Consider the following 13,948-nt stretch of genomic DNA (forward strand, 5'->3'; position numbering starts at 1 on the left):
ATAGAGGTGATAATCTTATTGAGAAACCTGTCACTAATCTACTATTTAGGTTCCAAAATATGCATTACTCTCGCTGACATCGTATATGTAATGATTATTACAACTCATATTTATATAGCAACTAAATCAGCTACTATTACTGCTCTTTTTCCATTATTACAAGTTATCACAAATCTAATTGCTAACATCTCTGCACCACTTATAATAAATCGTTTTCCATCTTATACGCTGTTATATACGCTCCAATGGCTGAAAACAGTCTTTTTACTATTATTAATGATTTTGTTCCCGGTCTTATCCACAAACATTATAGCTCTATTAACTTTTATTTTTGTCATTTCATTATGTAGTGGGTGGAGTGCTCCGTTATTATACGGTATTCTCCCGCGCCTTACACCGAAAGAAAAATTAGTAAAAGTAAATAGTATCTTTTCCTTTTCAACACAAATTGTGCAAGCCGTTGCTTATTCATTTACGAGTATTGTCGTTCTTCTCATTGGCGCTACTTCTACACTCATGATTAATAACATTTTAATGATTTTCGGATGCATTGCATTACATTTTTCATTACGTTCCATACATACTGAAAGAATAGCAGATTCTCCCTCTTCCAAAAGTACTGTTTTATTGGAAGGTTGGAAACTCCTATTTCAAAATCCTTCTCTCCGTACCGTTACATATATGGACTTAATCGAAACTTTCGCAGGGACAATATGGATTGGTGCTATTACGATGGCATACGTTACGACTATCCTTCATAAGGGCGAAGAATGGTGGGGATATATTAATACAAGTTATTATGTTGGCACATTAATCGGTGGTCTATTAGCCTGGAAAATGAGTTCCTATATTCAAAACAATTTAATACGATCTATGTCGATTGGCTCTCTTATGTTTAGTATTCTTACATTTTTATACGGTATGACAAGTAGCGGATTTATTGCGCTTTTTCTATGTGTTCTAATGGGACCATGTTATCAAATTAGAGATATTTCCCAAACGACTGTTTTACAATCAAGTGTCGCCCCTGCTTTATTATCCAAAATGTATACAGCACATGGTGCACTTCTTTCAACAGCCTCTGGACTATCTATGCTTAGCATTGGCATTATTACTGATATGTTCGGTGTTCGTACAATTTATATCATCGCTTCTATTCTTATTTTATGTTCCGCTTGTTTATCTTTTAGTTTATTAAAATATCATAAGACAGAGCAGAACGATATTTCACTTTAATCACTAAAACAAAGAGGACAGGGATTCCTGTCCTCTTTGTTTATTCTATTCATGATAAGTTGGGGATTTTTCTATGCTTTGTCGCTTGTTCAAAAGCATAAGCTAGCTTAATTAATATCCCTTCACTAAAGGCAGTACTTGCAATCGTAATTCCAAAAGGTCTCCCGCTTTCCATATACCCTGCTGGTATTGCTATAGACGGATAACCCGCTTTCGCACATATAGTAGAACCTATATAGGAAGGAAACAGTATCGCATCAAGATTATATTTTTCCAATGCAAAATCAATGCCTTGTTCTTGAGAAAAATATATATCTTCTAATCTCGCATTTAAATATTCTGGATTTCGTAACGTATTTGGAAAGTCTTTTCTTCCCTCTAACTTGGTTTGTCCATATTTTAAAGCTCTTTCTGCTATGTTTTTATTAAACTCCATTAACTCCGAAATAGAATGTACCGGAATAGTAGAAGGTAATTTAGAAAGATAGTTATCTAAACTATGCTTCAGTTCATAAAGCGGAACTCCCCAACTCCATTTTCTATGAAAAGAAGGAATATCAATATTTTCTACTACTGTCGCTCCTTCATTACGTAATACTTGGATCGTTTCCTTAAACAAGATTTCATCATACTCACCATTTTCGTAATAATCTTTTGGTGCAGCGTTAAACACACCAATCTTCGCTCCATTTAAGCCATTAACATCAAGATATTTTGTATAATCATGCTCTGCCCTACCTTCACTTCTATGAGTAGCAACATCTTTCTCATCTACCCCAATTAAACTCCCTAGCAAAATAGAAGCATCGGTTACCGTTCTAGCAAATGGTCCAGCTGTATCTTGCGAATAAGTAAATGGAATAATTCCTCTACGACTAATTAAACCGACAGTCGGTTTAATACCTACTACAGAATTTTGAACAGCGGGGCTCAAAATAGAAGCATCGGTTTCTGTTCCAACAGATACTACTGTAAAGTTAGCAGCAACTGCTATTGCAGATCCTGTACTAGATCCGCCAACAAACATAGGATCCTTGCCCGTTCCGTATGGATTGATTGTTTGACCACCTCTTGCACTATATCCAGCCCACATTTCAAAAGACATTGCATTTGCTAATTCTGTCATATTTGTTTTTCCTATTATCACCGCTCCTGCTTCTCGCAGTTGAGTAACGAGAAATGCATCTTCACTGCTTATATTTTGTTCTAGAGCTATTGTACCTGCACTTGTATGCATGGAGTCATTCGTTTCAATATTATCCTTAAGCAAAACAGGTATTCCATGTAATGGACCCCTTATACCTTTTGTCTTTCTTTCATAATCTAACGCTTCTGCAATAAAAATTGCATCTGGATTGATTTCTAAAATTGAATTGATTTTCGGTCCGTTTTGATCATACTTTGCGATTCTATAAAGATAATACATCACTAGCTCTTTTGAAGTTAACTTTCCTGATTCCATTTCATTTTGAATATCTTGAATTGTTAATTCCTTTTTTAAGATTGGATTAAACTGAATTTCCATTTATATTCTCCCTTATATGAACTTTTTTAGCGTATACCCCTTACTTTTTCATTTTTTTCACCTCAACACATCCTAAATTAATATTCCTTTAAAGAAATTCACTTTCCTTATTTAAACACCTTTAATTTCCCGAAAAATAAAAAAAGTCTGAAACGGATTAAACTTCGCTTCAGACTCTTACATTACTGTGCGTATACTTCATCTAACAAATGTAAAAACTCACCTTGTTTCCCAGCTAATTCAGGGCATTTTGCAATATCAACCCATTCGTAGCAAAATACTAATCCTTTATCTTCCTCACCAGCACTTACAATATGTTCCCAAGTATCCTTTACATCTGTTAGTAAAGTTACATGAAAAAAGTGGCGTTTTTCATATTCCTGTTTTTCTTTCATATGTATGATGTAATCTGCTAAAAAACGTTCTATGCATAAATGACGCAATCCGGATTCTTCCTGTACTTCACGCAATATAGCCGCTTCTAACGTTTCACCTTCATCAACCGTTCCTCCTGGCACTTGAATACCAGCTTCATGTATATCACGATGTTTAAAAACAAGTAATTGCATAACCCCCTCTTTTTCTCTTGTAATATATGCATGTACTTTTTTCTTATATAACATCGTCATTATACGTCTCTCCCCTCAATCATTTACTCTGTTACTTCTTCAAGCGTCAGTTGATTATCATACAAATATGTAGCTTGTGGATTTCCCACATACCTTACGTGCCATGGTTCATACCGATAACCCGTAATCGTTTCTTTCGCTTTTGTGTATCGAACAACAAAACCAAATTTATGGGCATTTTCAGAAAGCCACTGACCTTCTTTCGTTTCCCCAAAAACCGTCTCTAACTGAAATTTAGCAGATTGAGACGTAATATCCATAGCTAGTCCAGTTTGATGCTCACTTGTGCCAGGAACCGCGCTAGACATTGCTGTTTTTGCTTCCCCGTCTTGTTTTTTATACATCGTATTTAATGCTTTTTGTCGATCAAAAGATCTAAATCCAGAAACTGCAAAAAGAAAAATACGCTCGTTGTCAGCCTGCTGAAACATATCCTCAAGCGCCCTCGCTGCCTCTTTTCTCATCTTTTTCTTTTCTTGATCACCTTCACTTGAGTAGCGCACTTTCGGAATAACTAAATCTGGCGGTCTATACCCATCTGGTAAACGCCTACTTTTATTTACAAGTACAAGCATTGAATTCGGATTATTAATTACCGCAATATCCCCATCCATATTAGCAATCGTTTCTTTCGCTTTCGGAAATATGCTATTTACACTTACTTCCCGCGCCTGCTTATCCTTATACATTTTATAATTGATTCCTGCTACTCCAATAATAATTATTGCAGCTACAATACCAAGTAGTGCCCATCTTTTTTTCATATAACGACCTCTTATTTTAATAATTTGGCCATTTCATACTCATCGATGCCCTTTCCATCGATAATAAGAGCAGCTTTTTTGACACCTTCTTTCTCAAATCCAGCTTTTTTATATAGTGCCTGAGCTCTTGTATTGTGGGCCATTACTGTTAATTCTAAACGCCATACATCATGTAATTTTGCCCACTTCTCAACCTCTTTAAACAATCTCGTTCCAATACCTCGCCCGTTATACTCTTGCAAAATACCAATTACAATGGTTGCCACATGCCTCTTTCTTTGAATGTTATTTCCATTCACTAATATAAAACCTACTATCCTCTCATCTTCAACTGCTACAAATATTGTTGCATATTCATTTTCCATAAATCGATGGATCATTTTTTCTTGTTGCTCAGCTGTAGTTTTCCTTTCTCCTGGTTCATATAGCATAAACTTCGTTTCTTCATCTAATTGCTTACTTAATTGCAAAAATGATGCTGCATCTTCTATTTCGATTTCCCTAATCACTTCAATCACCCTACCAGTTTCATAATAAAAAGTTTTCCTTATAAAAAGATTTTCTCTACTTTCCCGAAAATTCCTTTGTAAATCTCCTACTATAAATTGACAAATTTCGATATTACTATAACAACGACAAATTATGTCTATTCTGTGACGTCTCACCATTACAAAGAAAAAACGCAAGCATTACACTTACGTTTTTTCAAGATTGAAGTGCGCTAATAATTATCGATAGATGTCCTGGCTAATTCACGTTTCACTTTATCCATTCACTTTTTCTGCCTGCCAAAAATATTCACCAAATGCTTTAGCAAGTGCATCAATTGATCGATTCAATTCTTCCTCTGTATTATCTACACCGCCAACTTCAATTAATATTGCTTGTCCTGATAGGTCTTGATTATAGATTCCATTTCCTGTCTGGAACCCTTTTTGAATGACCCCACGACTCACTCCTGGATATTTCTTATTAATCGCCTCATGTAAAGCTGTCGCTAATTGTAAGTTTTTTTCATAGTTTTTATTTCCTTTCCCTACTACAAATGCAAGCTTTGCATATGACTTATCTCCAATTGTTTTTGTCGTTACATTCTTTCGGGCACTATCACGATGCAAATCAAAAAAGTATTGAAGATCTTTATTTCCAGCCATAGCTTGCTGCACAATTTCTCGTGACATTTTATACGAACTATTACTGTTTAAACCTTTACTTATTAACTTTTGACCAACATCACTCTTATCGTTAGTAGCTCCAATCCCTTCACCTTCTAGTTGTTCACGGAAACGATCTCCTAATATAGAAATATTCGATACAGAACTCGTTGCTTTATTCGGATTCGGGTCATTCGTTAAGTTAAGTAAAGGTAAATAAGATTCCCAGCTATGTGTATGATAAATAAACGCAACTTGTCTCTTCCCAGTCGTTTGGGACGGCTGTTTTTTCTCTTTACTCGTATCTTGTTTAGGTACTTGTCCAGTTCCACTAGTCCGTTCCTTCACCACTTCTTCAAGAGGAACACTCGACTCTATCGGTAAGTTAGAATAATTTGTACCCTCACCCGCAATAACAATTTCTGTATCGTACTTACCAAACCCCGGGAGCTCTTTCCCGACGAAACTGCGTACATCATTAAAGCGAATATTTGTAGCCATAGAAAAGAGAAAAGAAGAAATTGAAAAATCTTGATTCAAATTTCGATACTCCTGTGTAAAATAATGATTCTCTTTTCCAAGTACATACATGTAACCATTCATCGATAACTCATTTAACCAATTATATAAATACGTTGACTTTGTCTCTTTCATAGAGGTTACCATCATACTAATAAGAAAAAAAGTCGCTAGCATTGTAGTAATAACAAATAAAACTAACTTACGCATACTTGTAAACTTCATAAAAAAAAAGCCCCGATTCATACTATCACCTCTCTATTTCAAGTTATGTACAAGCCCTAGAGAATAGACCGTTAAAATTTCGGCTATATTGTTAATGAGGTGAAATGAATTGAAGCTATTAATAGGAATATTACCAATCGCTCTATCATTCATTTTTTATTTGTCCGCTAAGCAACCAAAAATCGCTATTGTGCTACATATTTCTGCGTACTTGGCACTGTATGTACTCGGTATAATTATTTCCATTAATATATACGATGTTTTAATACAAGATTTAGTTTTCATGACGAGCATTCATGGAATTTTACTGAATCCATTTTTCCTTATTGCAGGAGCGTATATAGGAACATACACTTTGTACCTACTTTTGTCTCACATTATTATGAAAATAAAAAATGGAGCGTAATGAAATGCAACCACCATTTATCTGTCATACATGCAAAAAAAGAATTGTGAGAAAGAAAGACCTTATTACAGCCACATGGTACTTCCGCTTTTATTTATTTCACAGTGATTGTTTTAAACGACAGCAAGTGTTTATCTCACGATTTCTCCCTGTGAATACACTTTTCAATTTCTTTCTTATTATATATGGACTTATTTTTGGCAGTATTCTTATGATTACAGAACCATCTATTATTTGGCTGACTTTCTTTTTTCCCATTTTTTATCGGTTTCTTTCTTATTATTATGTTGAACGTTTTTTCTCTACAGAACGCGTAGACTGACCTCTCGGAATACTTAAACATTCCCACTCATTTTCTTTTAACATCTTCCCAATGTAAATAATCTGACCAATATGCAATGCATAATGAGCAATTTGCCTTTCAATTGCTTGCATGACAGTATGTGCTTCACCGCGAATGTATACCGTCTTCAATAAGTGTTCCGGCGTTAAAGTATTCATCGTATTAAAAACATATTTCCATCCTTCTTGCCAAGCTATAAGGGTTTCTTCTTTTGAGTGATAGCATCCTTCAAATTCACCATCTCGATTACGATCTGTTTTTTCACCATCAGACGTTAAAAAATCCGTCCATCTAGAACGCATATTACCGTGCAGATGCTTAATAATAATCGCTATACTATTTGTTTCTTCATGAGAAGACCATTGTATTTGTTCATATGATAATTGAGAAAGTGCCCGTTCCCCTTGTTTCTTTGTTGCTTTAAAGTTCGAAATCGCACATTGCAAATATTCTCGTCCGATATCCATATTAGCCCCTACCTTCACCCTAGCTAATTTTTGTTCCATTTGGCAATTCCATATTAGGCTGAAGTAACACAACATCATCAGCTTCAGGAACACCACCAAGCACAAGTACTTCTGATTTGAATCCAGCTACACGCTTTGGTGGAAAGTTTACAACAGCAACGATTTGTTGACCGATTAAATCTTCTGGACTATACCTTTTCGTAATTTGAGCACTTGACTGCTTTATCCCGATTTCTCCAAAATCTATTGCTAGTTTAATCGCTGGTACTCTCGCTTCTTTAAATTCCTCTGCATGTATTACAGTTCCAATTCTCAAATCCAAATTTAAAAAATCTTCAAAATTAGCCATTTATCATTCCCCCCCCACTTATTACTTAGACAAAATACAAAAATCCCCTTCAAAAAAAGAAAGGTGCCTAAGCACCTTTCTTTTGTAATTCACTTGATTCATTTGATTTATAGAAGAAGAAACCGAGAATCCCGCCAATACATGATGGAATTAACCATCCGATTCCTTCGTTATATAACGGTAACATTTGTAGTACATTAGAAATCGCGTCAATTTTAATTTTCGCACTTTCTAAACCGTTAAAGAAACTAATTAACAATGCACCTAAAATAGCTCCAATATAAATTGTATTACGCTTCCCAATCCACTTATGGAAATACGAAAGTACAATTAATACGATTGCAACTGGATAAATGATCATTAACACAGGTAATGTTACTGCGATTAATTGTGTTAAACCTAGGTTAGATACAATTAAACTAAATACACATACCATTGTTACAATCGTTTTATGCGAAAGTTTTGGGAATAAGTTTGTAAAGAAACCCGCACACGCAGATGTTAACCCAACAGAAGTTGTTAAACAAGCGAGTATAATAACAAGCCCTAATAAAATTTTACCACTCGTCCCATATAGCTCATTTACAACATTCGTTAAAATAAGACCACCGTTTTCTGAGATACCAAGTGATGTACTTGTTGAACCAAGATAAGCAAGTGATAAATAAATTAACGTTAAACCAAGTACAGCAATAATACCTGATACTACTGTTATTTTTGCAATTTGACTACTCTCTTTTATCCCTTTAGAGCGGATAACTTGTACAACGACAATTCCGAATACGAGCGCGCTAATTGCATCCATCGTTAAATATCCTTGAATAAATCCACCAAAGAAAGCATTTTCTTTGTAAGCAGCTAACGGCGCAGCTGGCTCTCCAATTGGATCAATAATTGCCTTTCCGACAATAACAGCCACAATTAATACTAATAATGGTGTAAGAAACTTTCCGAACCAATCCACTAATTTAGATGGATTTAATGATAAATACCACGTTATTCCGAAGAAAACTATCGTGAAAAGAAATAGCATGTACCACTCTGAAACCATTGCCTCTGATAAAAAAGGCTTCATACCCATTTCAAACGAAACAGCTCCAGTACGAGGAATCGCGAAAAATGGTCCAATTGCTAAATAACTAATCAATGGGAAAATAAACGCAAATATAGGGTGGACTCTAGAAGATAGCGCTTTCAAGTCCCCCTCTACAAACGCGACAGCTGTTACAGCTAGTAGGGGTAATCCGACTCCCGTTACAAGGAATCCTATTGTAGCAATCCAAACATTCTCTCCTGCTTGTTGACCTAAAACTGGCGGAAAAATTAAATTTCCTGCTCCTAAAAATAATGCAAATAGCATTAAACCAATTGCTACCGTATCACCTGGCCTTAAACGTCCCTTCATGCTCTTCATTTGCATAGCACTTTTTCATTGTTTATCTCTATATTTTACAATATGCTATGCATCCTCCTCTCTGCTCAAGATGATAAAATATGCCCCTTACAAAGCAGTGTCTTTCTCCATAATTTCTCCATTCCCCTTATTTTTACTCTAATCATTAATATAATTATTATTTTAATTTTTGATTTTTTTGAATTTTTAAATCATTAGAGTGTTATTACGTGGAGTGTAGATGTCAGACCTCTTTGTTTTTATCACACATATAGTAACATATTTAGTTGCAAAATAAAAACATATTTTCAAATTGATTTTTTTGAAAATCGAAATTATCTACATTTTTTATTCTCTTACACAAATATTGTTATAATCTCACCTATTATTCGATCGTTATTTTCAAATAACTTTATACACGTAACATACAAAAGCCATCTAATATAATTTAGATGGCTTTTGTATGTTACTCTATCGTTTCAACTTCACGTGGATTTTTCATCTCTTCCACATACACAACTCTAAATCCGTGATCTTCTAAATCTTTCAATAATGTCTCTAATTCACCGTCGTTAAACTCTTCTCCTAATGTAAACATAATTCTACGAACTAATAAGGCATCATTATCAAAAGTCATCAAACTTTGAATACCAGTGTATTTCTTTAAAACTGTCGATAACTTTTGGATTGCTCCATTATAGTCTTGCGTTCCAATCATGACAGAGTATTTACTAGAGTGAACACCCCATGCATCCTCTAATAACTCAAAAACTTTTTTATGCGTTAAAATTCCAAGGAAAACCCCTTTTTCGTCAACTACTGATAAATAAGGCAATTTTTTTATTGTAAAAAATACTTTAAAGAAAGATGAATCTTCTCTCACAAATCCTTCTTTATCGTTTAATAATTGTATTACACTCTCATCAAGTGATCCTTTATATTCTAAAATATCTACTTTATATATATTCCCTAAAAATTTCTCTTTTTTTTCATCTAAAACTGGTACACAACGATACCCCGTTTTATTTAAATGCTCTAACGCTTCCCCTATCGTAATCGAACTTGAGCACAGTAAAACTTCCCTTTTCGGCACGTAATTCCCTTTAATCCTCATAAAAAGCCTCCTTATGTTAAAATACTTTCTGTGCCATAACTATATTATATTTTCAGAAAAAAATAAATAATTTATTTTATTTTTCTGAAAATTATTCATTTTCTTGTCATAATTTATTCATGAATCCTTCACTTGCATATTTTTGCTATCAAATCTTCTCTCTGAATTACTGAATGAAAAATATATTGTAACTTCTTTCAAAAAAAGCTAAAATAAGAATAAGAATTTTCTGAATATTCTAAGAGTAGGTGGTTATATGTCCTTATTACGCTCACATATATGTAAATTTATAATTGGTATTATTGTTATTTTTGCCATAAGTCCTATTCCAGCTCTTTTTATTACACACAATTATTCTTATCAAAATGGATTTATTAGCATTTTTCAAAACTTCGCACAGCTTTCTTCTATATCAATTCCAAAGGTTGATTGGATGCATGAATCTATCTTTTTCTCAGCAAACCAAATGATACATACTTCTAATCATTCAACACCATTATTCCCTTACATATGGGAAATATATTTTATATCGATTGTTCGTTTTACTTTTACCCTTGCGATCGGATTTTTCATAAGTTTGGGTATCGGCCATTTATTTTTCAAAGTACCTAATTCGTTTAAAAAGTTTACTACTGTATTGAAATGGATACCTTACTCTTTTTGCACTGTAGTATTACAATGTTCAGTCTTATTACTACTTCTATACATCGCACAATTTATAAACCTTCCTTACTACTCATCATTTATCATCGTATGTAGTACTTCCATGATTATCGTTATGCAAGCAGTAAAAAAATGGATTCCTTTCTTAAAAAACACAAATGAATATGAAATAAAACATGATTCTTTTCTTGTGGATACATTGTTTTTGGCGCTTACTTCGAATCATAAATCAATTTTAGGTTCCATTATTCTTTCATTCGTTTTTATGGAATGCGTTTTTCATGCAAATGGACTGTTACAATTTATCGTTCAATTTGGCGGAAATTCACCCATAATTGTTACAATCGGCTTATTACTACTCTATATCCCATATAGCATACTTTCTTTCCTTCAAACACTATGGACCACAAACTACTCCAAGCAACAGTCATACACTTTAACGAGAAGTGTTCCAAAACCTTAATTTAAAATAACCCTCTATAATCTAAAAGTAGGGGGTTATTCCTTTTGTATAGCGGACAAAATAACAGCAAATTCAAAAACTATTACAGAAACATACCAATATTTACCCTTTTCCTTTGACTATTCTTTTCATTTGGATTTATTATAAAAGTATAACATAATTGCAGGAGGTGACATCTTTATTCCAAACCTTGGAATGGAGAACACGCTTGGACATATTAAATATTTTTCTCATCTTTGTACTTATTCTTATTTCTGGCTTTTTCGTTGCATCAGAATTCGCTGTTGTAAAAGTACGAAAAAGTCGAATTGACCAACTTGCAAATGAAGGTAATAAACAAGCTTTAGCTGCAAGAAGCGTCCTATCTAATTTAGATGTTTATTTATCAGCTTGTCAGCTCGGAATTACAATCACTTCTTTAGGGCTTGGTTGGCTTGGTGAACCGACTGTGGAACATATACTACGACCGCTCTTTGAAAAAATTAATATTACTGGAACAATGGCTAACACTTTATCTTTTGTTATTGCTTTTAGTGTTATTACATTTTTCCACGTTGTATTAGGTGAATTAGTTCCAAAGTCTTTCGCAATTCAAAAAGCAGAAGCAATCACACTCAAATTTGCAAGACCGCTTATTTTATTTGATAAAATTATGTACCCATTCATTTGGCTACTCAATAGTACAGCTATATTTTTCACAAAATTACTCGGATTAGAACCTGCGAAAGAAAGTGAACTTGCTCATTCTGAAGAGGAATTGCGACTCATTTTAGGTGAAAGTTTTAAAAGCGGTGAAATAAACCAAACCGAATATAAATATGTAAATAACATTTTTGAATTTGATGATCGAGTTGCAAAAGAAATTATGGTTCCTCGTACCGAAATGATTTGCTTATCTACTGAAAATACGTTAGAAGAAAATATGGATATCGTCGCTACTGAAAAATATACACGCTATCCAATTATCGAAAAAGATAAAGATGATATCATTGGGATGATCAATACGAAAGAAGTATTCCATGATCAAACGAAAGGTATTTATAAACCACTTGAATCTTATATACATCCTGTTCTAACTGTATTTGAAACAGTTCCAATTCGTAAAACGTTAGTCCATCTTCAAAAAAATCGCGTTCAGATGGCAATCGTTATGGATGAATATGGTGGTACTGCCGGACTTTTAACGATGGAAGATATTCTTGAAGAAATCATTGGAGAAATTCAAGATGAATTCGATGCGGATGAATCACCTATGATTGAAAAGCGTACACCTAAGCTTACTGTTTTAGATGGAAAGGTGCTTATTTCTGAAGTAAATGATATGTTTGGCCTACATATTGATGATAGTGATTTAGATACAATCGGAGGATGGCTTCTTTCTCAAGCAGTTGACTTAAATATTGAAGCTGGCTATTCCATTGAATATGCTGGTTTTCAATTTAAAGTATTAGAACTTGATGGCCATCAAGTCAAAAAAGTTGCTGTACATAAACTAGATATTAAAAAGGAGCTATAAAGTGACTGTTTTATTAACAATTTGTATCATTGCCTGTTTCGTTGTTTCATTTCTCGCCTTTATTTATCCAATTATCCCTGGCATACTAGCTGTCTGGGCTGGATATTTGATTTACCATTTCGGTATAAATGGAGGCGAATTAACAACTTCTTTTTGGATTATTCAAGTCATTTTTACTCTTTTCATTTTCGTTGCTGATTTTATTGCAAATGGATATTTCTTAAAAAAATACGGTAGTTCTAAATGGGGCGAACGTGTCGGAATGATTTCTATCATTGTCGGATCGTTCTTCTTCCCACCATTCGGACTTATTATCATACCGTTCTTATCAGTATTTATAACAGAACTAGTGCATAAAAAAGCGCCAAAAGATGCCTTTCTAGTTGGAGTCGCTACTGTAGTTGGTTTTTTAAGCAGTACAGTAGCGAAAGCAATTCTCCAAATCATTATGATTATCATCTTCTTGTGTTATATCATCTTTTAACCATCCCGACTTCGGGATGGTTTTTTAATATGCAATACCTACTCGACTATTTTCATATATGTTTTTCTTACATAGATCCCATGCAAAGTGTGCTGTATCACCCACTGTAATTTTTGATCCACCCTCTGGCAATATATCTTTTTCAGTTCGATATACCTCTGTCGCCTCACCATCTATTAAATGTGTCGGACAAACAACTGTCCAACATAAATTATTACTATTACTTAGTACTTTATATGCAGCCAAATGATCTTCCGCTGCCGTTGTCGTTTTCCTTTTTGATTCCGTTGATTGAAAACGATATAAATTTAGATTTGTTCTTGCTTGTAAAATACCAGCTGTTCCTATTGTTATGATTCTACGAACTCCTTCTTCTTCCATTTGCTTAATGATTTGTGGCATACTCTTCCCTAATGTTCCATTTTGATCCGTTCCAAGTGCACTAATTACTATATCGCTTCCTTCTATCACTTTCTTTATATCATTTTCGTTCAATACATTACCTTCTATCACTCGTAGCCTTTCATGTTGTATTTCTATTCTATTTAAATCACGCGCTAATGCAGTCACTTCAGCTGAATCCTTTAATGCTAAATTAATTATGTTTGAACCTACTCGTCCTGTTGCTCCCAATATACATACTTTCATTTGTTTTCCCCCTCTTTCATTCTCTTTCTATTTTTCAATAATCTCAGTCA

16 protein-coding genes are annotated in these 13,948 nt (G+C 34.0%); 6 read left to right on the forward strand and 10 right to left on the reverse strand.

The window, feature by feature from the left end; translation table 11 throughout:
• Window positions 1–18: 18 nt before the first annotated feature.
• Window positions 19–1,236: an MFS transporter gene (locus tag AB6801_RS02020; protein ID WP_001245230.1), complete on the forward strand. Its 1,218-nt coding sequence runs from the start codon at window positions 19–21 to the stop codon at window positions 1,234–1,236.
• 49 nt (window positions 1,237–1,285) lie between these two features.
• Here AB6801_RS02020 and AB6801_RS02025 read toward each other — a convergent pair whose 3' ends face one another.
• The 5 genes from AB6801_RS02025 to spoIIP all read right to left on the reverse strand — a co-directional run bounded on the left by AB6801_RS02025 (window position 1,286) and on the right by spoIIP (window position 6,073).
• Window positions 1,286–2,761 (reverse strand): amidase family protein, encoded by a 1,476-nt coding sequence (locus AB6801_RS02025; protein ID WP_000405402.1) that lies wholly within the window; start codon window positions 2,759–2,761, stop codon window positions 1,286–1,288.
• Window positions 2,762–2,943: 182 nt separating this feature from the next.
• A complete protein-coding gene (locus tag AB6801_RS02030; RefSeq protein WP_000178285.1) occupies window positions 2,944–3,390 on the reverse strand; it encodes an NUDIX hydrolase in 447 nt (148 codons plus the stop codon).
• A gap of 23 nt (window positions 3,391–3,413) precedes the next feature.
• On the reverse strand, window positions 3,414–4,154 hold the full coding sequence (locus AB6801_RS02035; RefSeq protein ID WP_000747647.1) for a M15 family metallopeptidase: 741 nt from the start codon (window positions 4,152–4,154) through the stop codon (window positions 3,414–3,416).
• Between the two features lie 11 nt (window positions 4,155–4,165).
• The gene (locus tag AB6801_RS02040) at window positions 4,166–4,663 is read right to left on the reverse strand and encodes a GNAT family N-acetyltransferase (RefSeq protein WP_136986782.1); all 498 of its coding nucleotides are present in this window, start codon (window positions 4,661–4,663) and stop codon (window positions 4,166–4,168) included.
• Window positions 4,664–4,918: 255 nt separating this feature from the next.
• Window positions 4,919–6,073 carry a stage II sporulation protein P gene (spoIIP, locus tag AB6801_RS02045; protein ID WP_001079280.1) on the reverse strand — a complete coding sequence of 385 codons (1,155 nt, stop codon included), beginning with the start codon at window positions 6,071–6,073 and terminating at the stop codon, window positions 4,919–4,921.
• Window positions 6,074–6,161: 88 nt separating this feature from the next.
• Here spoIIP and AB6801_RS02050 point away from each other — a divergent pair, with 88 nt between their 5' ends.
• Both AB6801_RS02050 and AB6801_RS02055 read left to right on the forward strand, forming a co-directional pair.
• Window positions 6,162–6,458 carry a hypothetical protein gene (locus AB6801_RS02050; protein ID WP_000770734.1) on the forward strand — a complete coding sequence of 99 codons (297 nt, stop codon included), beginning with the start codon at window positions 6,162–6,164 and terminating at the stop codon, window positions 6,456–6,458.
• Between the two features lie 4 nt (window positions 6,459–6,462).
• Window positions 6,463–6,780: a hypothetical protein gene (locus AB6801_RS02055; RefSeq protein WP_002098535.1), complete on the forward strand. Its 318-nt coding sequence runs from the start codon at window positions 6,463–6,465 to the stop codon at window positions 6,778–6,780.
• Here AB6801_RS02055 and AB6801_RS02060 read toward each other — a convergent pair.
• The 4 genes from AB6801_RS02060 to cbpA all read right to left on the reverse strand — a co-directional run bounded on the left by AB6801_RS02060 (window position 6,741) and on the right by cbpA (window position 10,124).
• A complete protein-coding gene (locus AB6801_RS02060; RefSeq protein ID WP_000435829.1) occupies window positions 6,741–7,307 on the reverse strand; it encodes a DUF1572 domain-containing protein in 567 nt (188 codons plus the stop codon). The genes AB6801_RS02055 and AB6801_RS02060 overlap by 40 nt on opposite strands.
• Window positions 7,288–7,617 (reverse strand): chaperone CsaA, encoded by a 330-nt coding sequence (csaA, locus tag AB6801_RS02065; RefSeq protein WP_001263015.1) that lies wholly within the window; start codon window positions 7,615–7,617, stop codon window positions 7,288–7,290. The genes AB6801_RS02060 and csaA overlap by 20 nt, the downstream gene beginning before the upstream one ends.
• A gap of 67 nt (window positions 7,618–7,684) precedes the next feature.
• Window positions 7,685–9,022 (reverse strand): branched-chain amino acid transport system II carrier protein BrnQ4, encoded by a 1,338-nt coding sequence (gene brnQ4, locus AB6801_RS02070; RefSeq protein ID WP_011110049.1) that lies wholly within the window; start codon window positions 9,020–9,022, stop codon window positions 7,685–7,687.
• Window positions 9,023–9,476: 454 nt separating this feature from the next.
• Window positions 9,477–10,124: a cyclic di-AMP binding protein CbpA gene (gene cbpA / locus AB6801_RS02075; protein WP_001220526.1), complete on the reverse strand. Its 648-nt coding sequence runs from the start codon at window positions 10,122–10,124 to the stop codon at window positions 9,477–9,479.
• A 256-nt stretch (window positions 10,125–10,380) separates the two neighbouring features.
• On the opposite strand from cbpA, the gene AB6801_RS02080 reads away from it, so the two are divergent.
• From AB6801_RS02080 to AB6801_RS02090, 3 genes are all read left to right on the forward strand, one after another.
• A complete protein-coding gene (locus AB6801_RS02080) occupies window positions 10,381–11,250 on the forward strand; it encodes a hypothetical protein (RefSeq protein WP_000055260.1) in 870 nt (289 codons plus the stop codon).
• 208 nt (window positions 11,251–11,458) lie between these two features.
• On the forward strand, window positions 11,459–12,766 hold the full coding sequence (locus AB6801_RS02085) for a hemolysin family protein (protein WP_000353738.1): 1,308 nt from the start codon (window positions 11,459–11,461) through the stop codon (window positions 12,764–12,766).
• Between the two features lies 1 nt (window position 12,767).
• Window positions 12,768–13,250 carry a DUF456 domain-containing protein gene (locus tag AB6801_RS02090; protein ID WP_000217338.1) on the forward strand — a complete coding sequence of 161 codons (483 nt, stop codon included), beginning with the start codon at window positions 12,768–12,770 and terminating at the stop codon, window positions 13,248–13,250.
• A gap of 24 nt (window positions 13,251–13,274) precedes the next feature.
• Here the strand turns inward: AB6801_RS02090 and AB6801_RS02095 are convergent, their stop codons facing one another.
• The gene (locus AB6801_RS02095) at window positions 13,275–13,898 is read right to left on the reverse strand and encodes an NAD(P)-dependent oxidoreductase (protein WP_000861653.1); all 624 of its coding nucleotides are present in this window, start codon (window positions 13,896–13,898) and stop codon (window positions 13,275–13,277) included.
• Window positions 13,899–13,948: the final 50 nt, after the last annotated feature.

Origin of the sequence: Bacillus sp. RCC_6_1 (genome assembly GCF_041360755.1) — a bacterium.
Lineage (GTDB): Bacteria > Bacillota > Bacilli > Bacillales > Bacillaceae_G > Bacillus_A > Bacillus_A cereus.